At 39.3% G+C, this 18956-nt stretch carries 5 protein-coding genes; 1 reads left to right on the forward strand and 4 read right to left on the reverse strand.

Annotated elements, in window-relative coordinates; translation table 11 throughout:
- Window positions 1–4: 4 nt before the first annotated feature.
- Both NV377_RS24040 and NV377_RS24045 read right to left on the reverse strand, forming a co-directional pair.
- Window positions 5–4330, reverse strand: a complete 4326-nt coding sequence (locus tag NV377_RS24040) for a LamG-like jellyroll fold domain-containing protein (RefSeq protein WP_258203365.1) — start codon at window positions 4328–4330, stop codon at window positions 5–7.
- A 217-nt stretch (window positions 4331–4547) separates the two neighbouring features.
- Entirely contained in the window at window positions 4548–12269 is a 7722-nt protein-coding gene (locus NV377_RS24045; protein WP_258203366.1) for a polysaccharide lyase family 8 super-sandwich domain-containing protein, read from the reverse strand.
- 274 nt (window positions 12270–12543) lie between these two features.
- On the opposite strand from NV377_RS24045, the gene NV377_RS24050 reads away from it, so the two are divergent.
- Entirely contained in the window at window positions 12544–13665 is a 1122-nt protein-coding gene (locus tag NV377_RS24050) for a DUF2515 family protein (protein WP_258203374.1), read from the forward strand.
- Window positions 13666–13851: 186 nt separating this feature from the next.
- Here NV377_RS24050 and NV377_RS24055 read toward each other — a convergent pair whose 3' ends face one another.
- Window positions 13852–17562, reverse strand: a complete 3711-nt coding sequence (locus NV377_RS24055; protein ID WP_258203367.1) for a DNRLRE domain-containing protein — start codon at window positions 17560–17562, stop codon at window positions 13852–13854.
- 22 nt (window positions 17563–17584) lie between these two features.
- Entirely contained in the window at window positions 17585–18631 is a 1047-nt protein-coding gene (locus NV377_RS24060; protein WP_258203368.1) for a peptidylprolyl isomerase, read from the reverse strand.
- Between the last annotated feature and the right edge of the window lie 325 nt (window positions 18632–18956).

Consider the following 18956-nt stretch of genomic DNA (forward strand, 5'->3'; position numbering starts at 1 on the left):
CTATTTAGTTCAATAATATTGTTTGCGCAATGATAGCCAAATCTTCAATATCAATTTTGCCATCATAATTCACATCGAATTGTTGGATATTAATCCAATTTGCATCGGTATGATCTTTGCCATAATGTGCAGCTATCATTGCCAGATCTCCAACTGTTACTTTCTCATCGTTATTTAGGTCTCCTGGTACTCCAGTCTTTTTAGCAGTAACCTCTACACTTAGAGAGGACAATTCAGCTACGATGTCATCTCCTTGTGCATTACCAAGCTCAGCAAAAGTAATCGCAATGATACCCGTTTTAGTAACACTAAGTGGTTTTGCTTTGAACATCAGCCCTAAAATCTCGGCATCTGCTGAAATTTCGTTTCCTTCACCAAGACTTGCAATTACAAGACGAATTTCACCAGCTTTCTGTTCATCTGGTTGTAAAATCGTAATACGATCACCTACTAATGAAGATACTCCTGTAAACTCATATAGATTTGCATCATAATTTAAAGTGATTTCTTGGCTGTAGAAGCTTTGTCGTACATCGCTTAATCCGTATTTAACGGTAAATGTGCTTCCTTGCTCTACAGACTTCGAACCAGTCAATGTCGTTGATAAAGCTTTTGGCTTATCAATAGCGATTTTCAATGCATCCGTAGTTACCGTTGTTTTTTCACCATTTGCAGCATACTTAATGTTGTCAAAAGCAAATGTACGTCCATTCGCTTTATCCCAAACAAATGCAAGATTAATGCGATCAAAGCTCTTAATTGCTGTGGTCGTTTTCACAAGCTGATCATCAATATACATTTTTAAATCAGTACCTGATGTATAGTCCCATTTCAGTTCATGCCAACCTACTGTACGCACAATACCAGTATCTTCCCATGCGGTAGCAGAATTACTAGCTCTAACCGAGTAATTGTCTTTATTGCCGGTGCTTCCACCATCATAAAACACTCCCATAGCAACTAAAAGGTTGGTACGAAGATTGCCGACATGTGCAACAGCTCTTGTTGCTCCTGCTTTGGTGCCATCATCATAAAGCATCATTGTTACGATACCTTGTTGATTTGGAGCAAATGTTTTCTCAATCGCTGGTGGTTCATTATACAGTGCGCTGCTATTACCATGATACGAAACTTTATTAGTAACAACTGGGCCTGCTCCAGCTGTAGGCGGACTTTGCTCTGTTACGAACTCTCCCAAACCTTTTTCAAAGCTTTCAGAATAAACAAGATTTGTATACTCTTTGATTTCAGCAGATACATTAATTTCATTAACGGTTGAAAGATCACCATTAAAAGTGAGTTTCCCTGTCTCCTGATCGATAACTGCACCAGCATGATCCGCAATATATTGCGCTTTATAATAATCTGGGTTACTTATTTTGCTATCATCGTTCATTTGACCATCAATTCTCAATTGAACTGTATTTTTGCTGTCAGACAATAGTGCATCATCTGAAGCAATGATGTAGTTAGTGAATTTAGCAATAATGATCGTTGTCTCAAATACGCTAACTGCTCTATTTAGTGTAACACCTGCTGCATCAATTACTTCTGGCGCAGCAGCTTGATCGTCATGCACATCTTGAGCAACGCGTATAGCTTTTTGTAGTTCAGCTTTGGCTGCAACCGGATATTGTCCTGGCTTCGTACCTTCCACTGCAGCATCGTACACTACCTGTGCCTCATCAATCAATTCTTGCAATACGCTGCGGTCTCCTGGCTGTGCAAAGTAACTTTGATATAATGTCGCAACTTCTGTTGCACTAAGCGCCGTATTGTATACATTCATCTCATCAAGTAAGCCTTTGTAAGCCAAATTACCTTTGCCATCAGCACCAATATTAATTGGAAGCGTAGTATCGATATTACCCGCATTGGCAATAGAAATTGTTTTTACTTGCTTATTATCGACGTAGAATACCGCATCTCCCGTACGATTATGAGAAATTGCGATATGGTGCCATTCATTATCACCTACCTTAACAACTGTAGGTTTAAAATCAAGTCGATCCTTACTAGAACCTTTATAGTTCCAAATTAAGTTGCCTTGGTACATACCGATTATCCAACCTTGATTGGCACCACTTGCCCAGTCTTTATTAGAAATAATCGTCGTATCAGCTCCATTTTGTCCGTCTGATTTCATCCAAAATGATACTGTAAAGTTCTGATTCGCACCGAACTGAAGATTAGATGGTTTACCTGCACTAATATAAGATTGTCCTGATTCTGTTGGGTTTAGATTAATTGCTTTGCCCGCAATGCCAGGTCCTTTTACATAGCTAAGGTTGTTGAAAGAAGTAAGTGGAATATTATAAGGTGATTCATCTAGCACATTGTTCTCAAATTTCATCTTAAGAACATGACCAGCTGCAGGTGTCACTGAAGTAACTGCAATTGTCGCCTTCACAGTTGAATCCACAACGCTCTCTGCTGTAATAACTGCGTTACCTGCTGATACAGCAGTAACATAACCATTAGCATCAACAGCGGCAATTGCTGGATTGCTGCTTGACCATTTCACACCATTAAATGTAGCAGCAGTCGGCAAAACATTCGCCTTAACAGTTGCTCCATACTTAGCTGCCGTAAATACAAGCTCACTTTGATCAAGCGTGATCGAAGCTGGCATTACTTCAGGATTAATATTAGTTGGTGCATCATTCGAATATTCATGGGCACCAATATCAACTTTATCCGTAAGTGGATTGTTGAAAAAGTCTTTAGTTGCAGCTGACCATACGCTTGGCGCTATACCTGACATATCCAAGCCTGCATCAATCGCTGGAGATCCTGAAAGCAATTTATAACCGTTTAGTTTTTCTACATCAAATGATCCCAGACCAACGATATCTTTTGGTTCTTCACCCGCTCTTGCAAATTGAGGGCTAACGAACAGATTATCCTGCAATGAAAGATTTGTAAGATTTGCATCTTGATAACCATTACCCGGATAGAAAATATTATTTTTCACTTCACTACCAGCAGCAAATTGAGTTTGTCCAAATGTTGTATTTGCTTTGGAGTAGAAGATGTTATTGTACATTCGCAAATATTTTCCTGGATCGCTAACTAGTTTGGTATTGATATGTGAATCTGTAAAGAATGTATTGTTGTGAATTACTGGAGCAGCTGACTTAGTTGTCGGCAAGTAATGGAATATGTATCTACCATCTCCATCATTAACACTCACATTGTAACGAACTAATGAGTTTGTTGAACTGTGCATAAATAAAATGAAGCCACCGCGGTTACTATGGCTATAGTTATATTGGTAAAGCGTTCCTTCGCTGAACATATCAATGTCGAATGCTTGACCATCGTTGTAGCCGAAAACGCCACCATACACTTCATTATATTGTATCGTCATGTCCTTCACGCCGATTACCCATAATCCAGCGTAATTTACATTACCAACATTTTTGTTCGAATGACGCACAACTGTGTTGTATTCCATTCGTCCGTTTGTTCCTACATTACTCATAACAAAGGCATCACCTTGTGTATCTTCAACATAGTTATTACTAAAGATAACGTTTTCAAATCTTCTTGGAAAGTTTGCATCGATGTCGCCTTCTTTATATAATCCAGCGTTTCTAATCCCTTCAATATCTACGCGCTTCACAATATTACTGTCAATGAGCACGTCAGTAATGTTACCAAGGATTAGAATACCACCACTTCCAACTTTCCAACCTGTGGGATTTCCATCTACATCGTGAACATAGTTGTTCGTGATTACAATACCACGGTGTTGATTAGCTTCCCATTGCGTCGTATTCGTTGACGTTGTTCTAATATTAATGCCTGCTCGTTGAGAAACAACGTTAGGATTTTTATTTGTAAGTTCGAAATTATGGAATTGCAAGTAACTCCCATCTACCACATCAATTACAGCAGATAACGTTTTGTCTTTTATAGAAGTATAGTTTTTAACAATGGCTGACTCTTCTGTCGTTGTTGTCCCATTTCCGTTGATGATCGGTCTTACATTTACATCAATGCTTCCATATTTATCAAATACGATTGGAGCATCTTTTGTACCCGATGTATTTCTTAGTTTAATCGAACCATTCCACACATCCCCAGCTTTGAATAAAACTTTATCGCCAGCTTGAAACTTTTGACTGTTAACCTTATCCAGCGACTGCCAAGGACTTGACTCTGATGTGCCGTTATTGTTGTCGTTCCCTTCGGAAGAGCTAATATAATAGGTTGTGCCTGAAGCTGCGTGTGCCACACTTGGGGATAACGCTGGAGCAAGTAGTGTAAGCATCAATGCAAATACAATAAATAAGCGGGTCATTTTATTTACCTGACTTTTTCCCATTTCATATTCCTCCATACTCATATTTTGTGTAAATGATTACTAGCCAATATCTATTGTAGTCTGTCACTTGCCGTTGCTATAATAGACTATTTTTACTATAGTAAGACTATTTTTACTATTTTGTATCCGTTTTCATTTTTATTCCTAATTTCTAGACTATTCCTTCATTAACAACAAGGGAGGAAAGCTTCAAGCGAAGCTTTCCTCCCTGTTATCCTCATTCAAAAATCAATTTGGCCATCAACGCAAGATCTTCAATATCAACCTTGCCATCACCTGTAACATCTGCAAACTTCGCTTCATTCCAGTTCGCATCTCCAACTTTTTTACCATAATATTTAGCGATAAGTGCTAAATCTCCAATCGTCACTTGACCGTTGTCGTTCACATCTCCCGGAATACCCACTTTGATCGAAGTGATAAAGGTTTGCAATGCTTCATTTAATGCAGCGATCGCTTCCTCAATTTGCTCATTCGTTGCATTTGCATTTTCAGCTACTACTTTAGCTACATCAATTGCCTCTTGCAGCTTCGCTTTCGCCCCATGTGGATATTGACCAGTACTTGTACCTTCAATAGCTTCATCATGCTTGTTTTGAGCATTAACAATTAATGCATCTAGTGCTACCATTTCAACGTTAGTAATGATCACGTTATGAATAACAGTATCCAGCTTTATTTCGATGCCATCGGCACCTGAAATAGTAGCTTGTGATAATGTAATTGATGTTACTCCACTTGCTGATTTAGCTTTAAATTGTAGCTTCAGTAACACTGCATCGTCTTTCACTACATTATCTTCACCCAAGCTTACTGCGAGAATATGTACTTTTCCTGATGTTAGCGTCTCGCTATAAATTTGGATGCCTTCCCTCACTGATTCTACAGATAATAGTTCTACTTGCTCCTCATCATAAGTGAACGTTAATTGTTGTCCATAAATACCGTTATCCATGTCAATATTACCTAATTGGTAAGTGACATCAAACGTCATATCGGACTGAATACTACTTACACCTGACAATTCGGCATAAGGACCTACAATCGGTTTAACGATGACTGAATTGCGGAAATCCTGAAGTGCTCTCGTTAATACGTTTTGTACCGCACTCACTTCTTCTACAATCGCTTCATTATCGTTCATTACAATTTGTGCCCATTCGTAAACATCATTTAACACTTTTTTTGACCCGACTGGATAATGGCCCGCTTCAGTACCTTCCACCGCTGCATCGTAGATCGCTTTCGTCATGTTCATCAGTTGTTGCAATGTTGAGCGATCAACTTCTTCTGCAAAATGACTTTCATACAGCGCTGAGATTTCTACACTACTTAGCGCTGAGCTATAAATTTGAATATCATCGAGTAAGCCTTTGTAACGATATGCGCCTTTGCCATCTGCTCCGATATTAAGCGCTAGCGTCGTATCGATGTTGCCAGCCCCTGTGATCGAAATCGTTTTGATCACTTTATTATCAACATAGATCACCGCATTGCCTGTTCGATCATGTGATATGGCAATATGGTGCCATTTATCATCTCCAACCGTTGCAACCGTTGGTTTTAAATCTACGCGAGCTGAATTTGATCCTTTGAAGTTCCATGTAAGATTTCCTTTATCCATCCCGATTACCCAGCCTTGATTAGCGCCGCTTGCCCAGTCTTTATTTGAAATAAAGGTTGTATCTGCTGACCCTTGGTTACCCGACTTCATCCAGAACGCAACAGTAAAATTTTGATCTGCTCCAAGTTTTAACTTGTTTGCATCAAGCGTAATATAACCGTTGTTTAAATCTATAGCTTGACCTTTAGTTTCACCATTTACGTACTGTACTGTACCTGTTGCACTACCATTATTTTGCTTAGAAGAGCTATCCGTTAAGCTGCCATCAAGTTTCAAATCTAATATTCGAAGCAATGATACTTTGGGTAAAGGTGTAGCAGATAACTCATTGGAAAGCGCACTTTCTCCCAGTGAATTATAAGCCACTACTACAAAGTAATACTCTTTACCAATCATCAACCCTTTAATCGCATACTCATTCATTACGCCGATAGAGGTAATATCGATTGAATCTGAGTAATTACCAGCTTCTGTTCCGTATTTCACTTTATAGCCAGTTGCTCCATTTGTTGCTCCCCATTTCAGAACAATTTGTGAAGCTTTATTTTCTGCGCTAATTAAGACTGGTGCTTCAGCAGGCTCTGGATCTTCAAGATTAAATTGAGCTGTAAAAGTTTCGCCAAATGCCGCTGCTGTATTGACAGTCATTTGAATTGTTGGACTAAGCTGTGTAACTGTAATCGCTGGATCTAGTGAGATGACACCTGTTGCGCTACGATTCACTTCAATCTGAATCGTTCCTTTGTTTGCTTTCGTTGGATCAGAAACACCGATTCGAATTTGTCCATCCTGCTCGATTGTCGTGACGGATGCTTTCTTATTACTAGTAATAAATGGATGTCCATCCACATTGACACTCTTAACGGCATCATTCCAGAAATTCACACCGACTGCCTGCAATGAAGTATCCATTGCAGCATGCGCTTCCGCGGTGTTTTCAATAATTTTAATCGTCGGTTTAGCAGCATAGCTTGCAGTTGCCGCCGCATCTTTATTCGGTAGAATGACGTAAGAGTAATTAGCATTCGTTGGTGTTTTTCCATGATCGAATGCCAAGCTCAAATAGTTTTCTGTTACTGGTGTTGTTGAATTATTTTTATTAACCTGCTTCCAATCAGCTGTTCTTGCTTCTCTTAGCCCGCTGATCGTTGCATTCTCAGGGAAGTAATAACCGATATCCGATCCTTCAACTGTACCGGCAAGATGAGCCCATTGAACATTGCTCATTTTCTCTGCCCAACCTAGGGAACTCGGTTTTTCGCTTCCATTAACTGTTAACTTGTTGTTACCACTTTCATTTAGCTTCCGATTTTCTACTATCGTTTCCACCAAATTTGCATTTGTATTCTTAATGTTAGAACCAAGTGCTACAATTTGATCGCCAAACATAAACCAAGATTTTTTACCTTCAAGTGGACTTCCTGTGTTCTGAGAAAGTGAAAATTGCATGCCGACGGAGCCATGTAGATTATCAATCGAAGATCCGCCTACCCAAGTATTCGGATTCGGGTAGCTCTTCCAATCTGTCGGTGTTCCACTTCCAGAACCATCTGTAGTTATACCTGGCAAACGGTACATATTTACTGTTCCCCAATAATTATCGCTAAATTGTTCTAAGTCTTTGTTATACAATGTAGTCATACCAACGCCTGTAAACCAGCCTTTATGGTTTTCACCGTTGCCATATTCAAAAGCAGCAATTCGTGGAGAGAACATACTAATACCGAAACCGAACTCGTCACGCAAATGGACTGCGCGATCCATTCCAGCATATTGATAATGGCCAACTAACTCACCGCGCGGAACGATTGAATCATCGTTTAACAGCTTTTTGATCAACACCATTTCTGACATACTTGCCCCAACATAATAATTGTCAAACGTTGTATCAGAAATAATCCATTCTTTAATCATTTGCTTCATTTTCAGTGCTTGCTCAGCTGGAGCTCCTTCTGCTAATTGAAGCAGGTTTAATATAATAATTCTACCAATCGTATGGTCATTAGAAGTTTCACGAGAAATACCACGTCCGCGCAAATTATCCATAATCGCGCCTTTATAAATAACCGGTTCAAAACCTTCCTCTACCCAACGATATACATTATCAGCATTCGGATCGATGATGTCCCATTCAGAGTCTTTTAATAGATAGAAGAGATCTGCAACTCTTCCAATAAGATCTTCTCCGTATCCACCAGTGTAGGCAATATATGTATGCTGAATAAATGATCCATCTTCATAGAAACCATCACCGCTATTTACATATAAGTATGCAGGTGCCATAGAATCGCGACCTTGGATCATTTTTTCACTTGATTTCCCAATCACACCACGTAACGTAACGATAAATGACTTATTCATTAGATTACCCGCTGTTTCTGTCACTCCGCTCACCGTACGTTTACTAGGGTTTGGCACGAATCTATCAACTGCACGAATATATTTACTAATCAAAGCAGGTGATAACTCATCGTACATTAATACGATCGTGTCATTCACAAGGCGAGGTGTTCCAATTTCCCAATCCCACCAATTGTCATACTCACTTTTAGCTTCGTTATAACGATTCGTGTAAGTCCACTCCAAACCTTCAATAATATCTTCACGTAGCATATCATTATGATATAAAGGCGATCCTATCGTTGCATAAGCAAGTGCCATCTGCTTCAAACGGATATAGTGTGAAGACACCTGTGTAGATATTGTTGTGCTCGGCAAATCATTCCATAAATATGTTCGATTCGCTGTTTTATTCATCGTATCCCAATACCCCGTTAAGCTAGAGTTACTTACTTCTTCACTCATTGCTTTGATGTTAGCTGAGATATCTGGATCAAGTGGATTAAATCCATCTCCGCCCGTTAGCTTAACAAATTGTTTCATGCGAATGACATCAAACTCATCCTTCACTTCTTCATCAGGTTTATCCCCATTTATTAAATTCGGCATCGTTTCATAACCAGTTCCATTCGCGATCATCGCTTGCTCTAATGCCAGCTTACCTGATTTCGGAGTTTTGAACACTGCAATTGGAGAAACAGATACAAATCCTTGCTCACTTGTCAAAATGGTACGAAGCTTTCCATCCTTCATTTCTTTGAATAACACTTGAACATCACTTTGACTTGGCTCAATGTTGACATCATTAACCGTCATTCCGTTAATGAGCAACTCAATCGCTTTTGCTCCGACTGGAAGCTGGCTGCCTGCCAGTACGTATTTCTGTGAACTGCCATCTAACTCACTGTTAAGCGTAAGATTAGCATTGTTTTTGTTATTCATCTCTGTTTGCTTCAAAAACATTCCCTCTGGCACTACAGAATTGCGTAAGCCTAAATCAGACTTACCAAGTGCACTCAGTGCAATACCATAAATATCATATGTGTTACCGCCATGTAGCAGCTTTTCAGAATATTGTTCCGTAGCTACTGTACGACCGTTTGCTATAATAAATGAAGTTGTTGATGATGGGTTATCATAACCATGATTCGTCCAGTTTTGAATTGAACCATCCGGCTGAACTTTACCTCCACCATGATCCGCACTTATTAGAATAAGTGTGTCTTCCAACAATCCTTCGGCTTGAATCGCTTCAATCAACTGTTTAACTCTTCCATCCGTCGTATTGAAGTTATCATAGAACTTTTTCGAACCAAACCCTGAGCTGTGTAACGCTGCATCAATCTCATCAAATGTTACTTGAATAAAATCAGTATCTTTTAATTTGCCGGATCTAATATAATCAAGTGTATTGTTAAGTGTATTGATATCCTCTCCATTTGCACCACGTACTAGCTCAGCGCCTACAGATTGTTCAACATGTCCGTAAATCGCGTCGAACCAAACGGAAAACAAAGCAGAACGACGCTGTGGAGATTCATCGCTAAGCGTTCTGTATATCGTCCCTAGTGGATGACCGTCCATAAACATTGAGCTACTGCTGTATTGATTAGTAGCCGTATTCCAGTTATCTACTTCATGCTCTGCAAATGGAACACCTGTTAGCATGGATACCCAGTTTGGCGTTGAAGAAGAAGGCATCGTTGCCCTTACATCATAGCTAGCTGCTCCGCCTTCAGCGAGGCTGCGTAGGAAAGGGATTTTTAATAAGTTTCCTGCATCCGTGGATGGTTTAGTCGGATCCGTCCAATAGGGATTATCATAACCTTTAATGATATTACCCGAACCGTCTAGCCCGATTAATAATACCCGCTTATAAGGCGTAATTTTCGACATTTCTGCCAACGGTAATAATTGATCGACTTCTTGATGTTGTGCTAGACCAAGTGCAATATCTCCAATTGTAATTAATCCATCTTTATTTAAGTCATTTTGATCTTTTCCATGGATCGTAATATCTACTTTACCTAATCGAAAATCTACAGAGTTTTCAGTGTTCATGCCTGTATTGGCATTACTAAACTGCGCTTCGGCTATACTAATACTGCTCGTGCCTGAATCAACTTTGGTTACAAAATCAAGAATAGCAATCCGTGATTCCCTGTATTCAGATGGATTGGCAATTGTTTTATGTGTAAGTCCGCTAATTTGCAGCTTGATCTTTCCATCCTTTACTTCTACTACCTTCACTACTTCTTTATTTTCTTGCGAATAGGCTTTCATAAAATCGAATTTGCTTGGATCATATTCAACAGTCATATCAAGTGTGTTATATTGCGCTGTTTTATTCGTAAAACGAGTGTTTACACTCATTCGAACAGCACCATTTTCTAGCGTATGCTCCGCACCGATCAAATCTAGTGCGCCTTCCATTTGCATGCTAGATATCGGTGGTGCAATGTCATATAATGCTCTAACCTCTTCATTGGTAAGTGCTGTATTAAATACATAGAATTCATCCACCATCATATCAAGTAGGCTTGCATTAAAGCTGCCATCACCATCTGCACCGATTTTTGTCGTATGTGCTACAGCATTCACTGAGCCATTCAAACCCGTTAACGCGGTTTCACTAATGAATAGACCATCTCTAAAAAACTTAGCCTTTTGATTGACCCGATCGATCACGACGCCGTAATGATGCCATTTTTTATCTTGTGGAATGGCTATTGTTTCTTTTAGAACGCTCGTTGCATCGTCTGTTTTAAAGCTCCATTTCAGATCTTTATTGGCATCAATGCCCAATGACCAACCCACTTGGCCGCTGACTGTATTAGAAATAATAGAAGCTGTTTCGTTAACTCCATTGGCTTGATTTAATTTCAACCAATAACCAACTGAAAAGTCATTTGTCCCATATTCGATATTACCTGCATCCACATACTTCACCGCCGAAGCATCTGCATCGCTGTTTTGAAAATGGATCGCTTTACCTATCCTTCCGATTGTGTATTCAGGATCATTGACAGCTATAACTTCACGCGGATTGGCAGATTTATCATTCACATTTCCGTTGAAGTTCAAAGCTAGCACTGAATCAGCTAGTCCAGACTCATTAACTCTCTCCGTCATTAACTGACTTACTTCTGCAGCTGTCATTGCTTGAGGAACTATAAACAAATCATCCATTAGAAAATCTGTTTTCCCTTCTTGTTCCCCTGTACCAGATGCCCCAATCATCGTTGGCAAGCCAGCGTCAATCGTTGTTTTCAATTGACCTAATGCCGGCAAGCTTACTGTAGAGATCGACTTTCCATCAACAAACATTTCAACGTTTTTACCACGTGTCACTGACGCCGCAACATGATGCCACTCGCCGTCTGATGAACCAGTTAACGGTTCAAAAATTTTGTTACTTACACCAGTTGGCGAACCTAAAGTGCTGTAGTTAAATGTAAGCTCCATCGGTCCGGATACATTATTTGTGTAGGACGGTTGGAATACGAACATCCAGCCTGGATTATACCAATGGGAATAATCTTTGTTTGCTAATATAGTCGAATACTGTGCTTGTTTCTTTACATCACCTTTAAACCAAAACGCAATCGTGAAATCCTGATCTGCACCATAATTAATGTTACCAAGACTGACTCGCGGCTCAGATAGCTTTTTGACTGGATTTTTTATACTAAGCGCCTGTCCATCATGCCCCGTTGCATAAGTCATCGTGCCAAATGGTGTATAGTCGATAAGCGGTAGTGCCGAATCTCGCAAATTGTTCTCCATTTTCATATGGATGCTTCGTGAGAAAGCATCTTCTGTTGTTGCCATCGGCATAATTCCTTGAGTAACAGTAGCCGCTGGATTGCTGCTAGCCGCGATATCCGAAACGGGCAGCATCGTCGTAACGAGCAAGGTCATTGTAACGAGAGACGATAGACCTTTTTTAATCACTTGCCTTTTCTTCTTTGTCATAATATTCCTCCTACTTTTTGATAGTGTTGACGAGCATTGGATTCATCTCAATTGAAATCGCTTACATTTTTAAGTTCTATTGCTTCTATCAATCAAGACTCCTCCATTATAGGTCATCCATAATCGAAGCTATAATTGACAAAATTGACTAATTTATAACTATTTTTGTTTATTTAATAGTAAGTTGCCCTTTGATTAATTCCTCGTCATCAATTCCTAAACTCCCTAATAAAATAATCAAATAGACTTCGGTTTAAATAAGGGAGGAATTAATATCTTTTCTACAAGAAAACGCCAAATAACACCACTTGAAACGATTCGCAAGGAATTAAAGAAGAAAATAAAATACTCCCCTTCCGTCTCAAATAAGCTAACTTTTTCAGAGCAAGAGCTTTTGAATAAAATTAAACGTATAACCCAGGAGCACAACTTAAATAATGTGACCCGAACAAAGGCCTACCTCGAGTTTTATCTTCGGCATCCTGAAATCCACTGGGCATTTTTAGGCCATATGGTATCACGGAACGGCGGATGGAATATGACCGATCTCAAGGGAGAGTTTCTAACCAAACTGCTCTCACGCAAGGAGAAGGAATCATTTTTCCATTTTTTAGAACGCGGTAACTGGCTAATTTTCCAAGATATATACCCGCAATTTCTGCTTTACGGTGAAAGTTTAAAGCAAAATAGACCCATGTTTTATTTACTCCCTCAACTAAATGTTTCTATGTTTTTGGAAACGATTTGGAACTATTTTTGGAGAGTTCGAGATACGTATAGTCTTTGTATAGCGTTAGTCATCAATGAACAAAGCTACCTGGAACAAAGGGTCGTTCAAAATCCCCATTATCAAAAAGAAATATTCGATAAAATCGGATTTCAACTTCAGAACTGGTTGTCACTTAATCATATTGTTTTTCCTTCGGAAGGTAACCATGTAAAAGGGCAGACTCTTCAACAATTCCAATCTCTCCATGAGCGAATTTTACTTGGTAAAAGGCTGTATGCCGTTTTATTTAAAAATGTCGATTTTCATAGAGAGGCACTGGATTGGGCGATATGTCATCCGCATACTGGATCAAGGAAAGATTATTGGCCGCATTTATTCAATAATGTAAATGAAGCTATACCGGGAAATACTTATTCATTAAGGTTAAAATCGTGCCAACTTCGCAAGGGAGCGAGGAGAATTTACAGCCCAAAACTTGAGCATTCCTGGAAAAATGTCAGCCAGCAGGAAGCAGAACCGGGGGATTGGTTTCATGAACTAAGCGTGGTGGATTATTTAGAGGATGACCTAGAAATGATAGACGGAGAGATTAAGAAGGAATACTGTAAAACATTGGAGCTGCTCGAGGTTGCTGCACTTGCCAAAAAAACGATTGACTCTTTTTAACAAAGTTAGTTTGGTATTTGCAATGTTAGCAGCATTGCTTAGTATGTATTCTGATCTATTTTTTGAATGAATAGAGTCATAAAAACACAAAAAAGTTCATTAGAATTATCGTCTAATGAACTTTTTCTTATTCATGTGGTGCAGGTGAGAGGACTCAAAACTCCACGGTTCCCTCCCAATTATCGTTTAGCCAAAAATCAGTTTAGCCAACACTGCAAGATCATCAATATCAACTTTATTATCGTTGTTAATATCAGCAACCTTCGCATCGTTCCAATCTGCATCTCCAAGCGCTTTACCATAATGTTTAGCAATAAGAGCTAGATCCCCAACGGTTACTTCTCCGTTACCATTCACATCTCCCGGAGCTCCGCTATTTACTAGAGATTTAAATGTTGCTAATGCTGCATTCAACGTAGCTACAACTTCGTTAATTTGCAACTGAGTTGCGTCTGCATCTTTAGCTACATCAGCAGCATTATTGATTGCTGCCTGGAAGATAGCTTTCGTGCCGACAGGGTATTGCCCAGCTTTTGTACCTTCCACTGCTGCATCATGTGTTGATTGCGCATTGCTGATTAGACTATTTAGTGCTGTATGATCAACTTGTTCTAACGTAAACTCATGTGCACCGATATCTGGTTTCCCTGCGTACAACTGCGTACCGTAAATATCATGTGCTCCTGCGTCAGGAATAACAACGCCTGCATCGATCGCAGGTGAATCAGCTGTTAGCTTGAAGTTAGCAATGTTTGTATCCCATATTCCCTGTGTCCAAGTGTCCATTACGATAGTTTCTGCATCAGGACTAACCAGCTTAGCAGGTCCTGTTACTAGAGTTGGATACAAATTTGGACTTCCCGGCAAGCTTGCAACGCTCGCTGGATAGAATAGGTTATTCGATACATTTGGAGCATTATAAGAGTTTGTCATTTGAGAATAGTTGTCTAACGTCCCTTCTACATGCACGATATTATTTTTGAAGAACATATTTTGAATATTTGTTTCTTTGATTAAATACTTAACATTTATACCTTCTCCAATATAAATCGTATTGTTATAAATTGCTGTACGATCATTCATACAGAAGAAGATTTCAGTACCGTTACCATCATTTTTACTAATGTTATAACGGAATACGTTACCTACTCCTGCGCTAGTCATCGTTAACAGGAAGCCGCCTCGATTGTTATGACTGTAATTATATTGGTAAATATTATTCGTTGCCGAAATATCAAAGTCGAATGCTTCACCGTCATTATAACCATTTACACCTTCGTACACTTCGTTGTATTGGATCAATACTTTATCGGTTTGATACAGCCAAAGTCCTGCATAGTTTCTAGCTTTAGTACTCATACTGTGCCTTCTAATAATATTTTTTTCCACCAAACCGCCCGAAGCCATTTCGGAAATTACGATACCGTCTCCCAAAATATTTTCGATCAGATTATTTCTAAATACTACATCGACATTTTTGATACTGCCTGTGTCACCGCCGTTTTTATACGTTTTGGTACGAAGACCTTCAATTGCAACATCTTTGATATGTGAGTTTTCTACAAGAATATCTCGGAAACCGGAAGAAATATTTGTAATATTTCCTTTTTCATCAACCGTATCACCTCTGAAGATAATTCCGCCCGATATTTTTTGTGCATCGTCATGCGAGTTAACATCATGTACATAAACATCTTTAACATAAACATGCTCGACAAATCCATTACCGCCAGCTGCTACCATAATTCCTGCACGCGCAGCCTCTGATACTACTGCACCTTTGTTAGTTACTTCAAGCCCATTAATCTCCCAATACGACAAGTTGTACAGATGTACGGCACCTTCGGCAAATGCATTGTTCGTATCTTTATTAGAAATACCTCCACCATTAATAATTGGTCTGCTCATTGCTTCACCGTATACGTCTACAATAATCGGTGCTTCTACTGTTCCTGAACCGTTCGGTCTGAATTGACCGTTCCACATACCACCGCGTTTAAATAAAATTTTACTGCCCGGCTGCCATTGAATTGCATTTAGTTTTTCAAGTGATTTCCATGCTGACTGTTCACTTAATCCATCGTTATTATCGTCACCAGCTTCACTGTCTACATAATAAATACCTGCTTGTGCTCCTTGCAGACAAGTTATCGTATACGTTTTCACAACTGTGTTTCCTGCTTCATCAGTTGCTATAACTCTGATTGTATTTGTTCCTAATTGCAATGGAATATCATATAGTCCATTGTGGTTTGGTGTAACTACATTATCATTAACCGTCACTTCTAAATCTACTTGAATCGTATCATTCACGCTATTCGCACTAATCGCTACATCTTTAATATTTTCAGTTGAATAAATCGCTTGATCCTCAAGTCCGACTACTTCTAGAGTAGGAGCTGGTAAGCCTTCAACTAGTACAAGACGTGGCGCTTCTGCCTGCGAGTTTTCTTTACTTAAGAAATAAGCACCTTTTTGATCGTGGCCATTGTCAATTTTCAAAACAAAATAGACAAGCCCAGATTGTTGTTCTGCTAGCTTTTTGTTAATGTACTCTGTAATATCTAGTCTGACATACCTATTAGGATAAGCGTTAGCAGATACTCGGCTGTATGCAACGTCGGCTACTTTCTCACCGGTAGCTGGTGCATTACCTGAAGTTATCTTCGTTTCATCGAACTCCGAAACCTCGTAAATATTAATCACTTCCGAGGTTCTGTCACTCCCCATCAGTTCAGCTAAGTATAGCTCAATGCCTGCTTCCTTCACATAAGGTACATCACTAGGCAAATCGAATGATATATACACATTTCTCGTAGTGCCACCACCCACTGGCTCCTTTAATTGCATTTTTGCGCCATTAAAGTTTTTGTTGAGTTCTCTAATATCCGTATATGTATCCCCAGTAACTGGGATCACATGTGATTTTGAATAAATTACTATATATCGTTGAGTTTCAGATATATTACCTGCAGCATCCATGGCGCTAACAAGTATAGTATTTTGTCCAGGGTGTAATGTAACTATATTCAGTCCATTTACACCAATTCCTCCATCTCCATTAACTGATAAGTGGATAGCAGGATCAGCATCCACATTATCTAAAGCCTCGATCGTAAACGAAAATTGTTCTTCCATCACCTGCTGGCCATCCGTTAATCCAGTAACTTTAACGGTTGGTGAAATTGTATCCACGTATTCCGACTGATAAATGTTTAAATATGGCGTATATTTCCCTGATTCTTGATGCTGGGAATAAAAACGTACACCACCATTGTCTGCCTTTGCTGCTGGGTATAGAGCTAAAGCAAACGGGGATGAAGGGTCTGCCTGAAGTGACTCCTTCAGATCAGTTACATCAATTTCAACCCATGAGCCCGTATTCGCATCCGTAAATGTTTGTTCACCGATTACAACAGCTTTGTCCATCAACCCTAGCGTATTATTCCATGTCCAGTTTTCTTCACTTATTGAAGGTTTTTCTGTTTTGAACACTTGAATCGTGTCTTTCTTATCGTTGCCTGTATGTTCCTTTAGAAACATAGTTAGCTTAATGCTTTGTACCTTATCCCAGTCGATATTGGCACTAGTAGACATATCAAACTCCATATGCCCTCTTCGGCTAAAGCTCATATCCCCTGCCCATTTTGTTTCAATTAGTTCTTTAGCAATTGTACTGGAGCCTGCAGCTGCCTGCTTGTCCGCATGGGTACCTCCGCGTACAGTCGTACCGTATAGTGCATTAGCTTTTATCGGGGATGATGCTTGATCATCTGCAGTAACTACTGGCTCTATTACTTCCGCAGCAGAAACTGAACCCGCACCGACTAAACCTAAACTTTGAACAAGTATAATTAATGCCAACAAAAGCGCTGTAATTTTATTACGTTTTTTCATATTTTTTTACTCCTTCTCATTATTAATTCATTCGAATTTGATTGAACCATTCCTCATTAACATACATAACCTGATTGCCGCTGTCGTTCTCAACTTGTTGCATAAAGCGCTCATCCTGCAAAACATCTTCAATCCATAGTTTTGCTTCATCAAATGTACTGACTTTCTCTTGATTTCTTTCTAAACAAACGACTACGTACGTCTGACCACTAATTTCAGTCGGTGCACTCGTTTGACCAGTACTAAGTTCATTAGCAATTTCCTTAAGTTGATCTTCAAGCTCGGAAGAGTTTTCATCTTTTCCTTCATCGCTACCGTATTGTTTATGCTTAATGACAAAACCATACTGACTGAAATACTTTTTCTTAAGTTCATCTACCTTCGCTCCGCCACGAATCTCATCAATCAGATTGGGAATGACTTCACCCACATTTTCTAAATCTTGCCCTGGTAAGGAAATGACGAGTGCTTCCACTTGATCAGGTAATTTGAAGCGATTCTCTTTGTTCAACTCATAATACTGACGAAGTTCGGATTCTGGTATAGAAACCGCTTTCACTTTAAAATTGTTTTTTGCATCTACAACCAGCTTACTGTGATACACCATATATTTTTGGTACCCATCCAGTGATTCCGCACCATACTGGTTTTCCTCCTTGTTCATTTGCTTCTTAATATGGTCGTACGAAGCACTTCGGATCACACCATATTGGACTGCTAACTGTTGCTCTGTCTTTACTCGTATAAGCTTACTTAACGCATTTTCTCTGGCAACTTGCACCGGATTTTCACCTTCGAAATCGGTGTCCCAAAAATGCTCATTGTACTCTGCACCATATGTTTGAGAAAAATAGTTTGCTGTAGAAGCTTTTTCGTCCTGAAGAAACATTCTGAACTCTTCTTCTGGTATCTCTATACCATTAATCGACAACAATACAGAATTGCGGCTCGTAGCAGCACTATCGATAGAGGCTCCGCCTAACCGAATGCCAATCATAATGATTACCAGCAAAGGCAGTACGAGCAAGGCAAGACGTTTCCAGTTTCGTCCACCTTTTTTTACTTTCATCGCGTTTTAATCCCCACCTATCTTCAAGACATACTTTCATTACTTTATACATTGCGGCTAGCATATCATTACAACCCTTTTTTATGATCTTACTAAGATTAGCAATTTGAATAATAACGAACAATTCATAAATTTTACTGTTTACTAACAAATTCGACTTCTTTGCATCGACAAAAGAAAAACCTCTGGATTAGACTTGAAGTGCACCCCTTAGAATAGACATTGGAATAAACCCCTGGTTTATCCGATGAAATTCTAGGAGGTGCATTTTTTATGCCAGCAGTAAAAGGACAAAAGTTTACGAAATATTCTAATGAACTAAAGA

This window comes from Paenibacillus endoradicis, assembly GCF_024721975.1.

Bases quoted from the DNA above. Each gene is read 5' to 3' on its own strand.
- NV377_RS24045 (WP_258203366.1), bottom strand. From the start codon at position 12,269: ATGACAAAGAAGAAAAGGCAAGTGATTAAAAAAGGTCTATCGTCTCTC.
- NV377_RS24040 (WP_258203365.1), bottom strand. From the start codon at position 4,330: ATGGGAAAAAGTCAGGTAAATAAAATGACCCGCTTATTTATTGTATTT.
- NV377_RS24055 (WP_258203367.1), bottom strand. From the start codon at position 17,562: ATGAAAAAACGTAATAAAATTACAGCGCTTTTGTTGGCATTAATTATA.
- NV377_RS24060 (WP_258203368.1), bottom strand. From the start codon at position 18,631: ATGAAAGTAAAAAAAGGTGGACGAAACTGGAAACGTCTTGCCTTGCTC.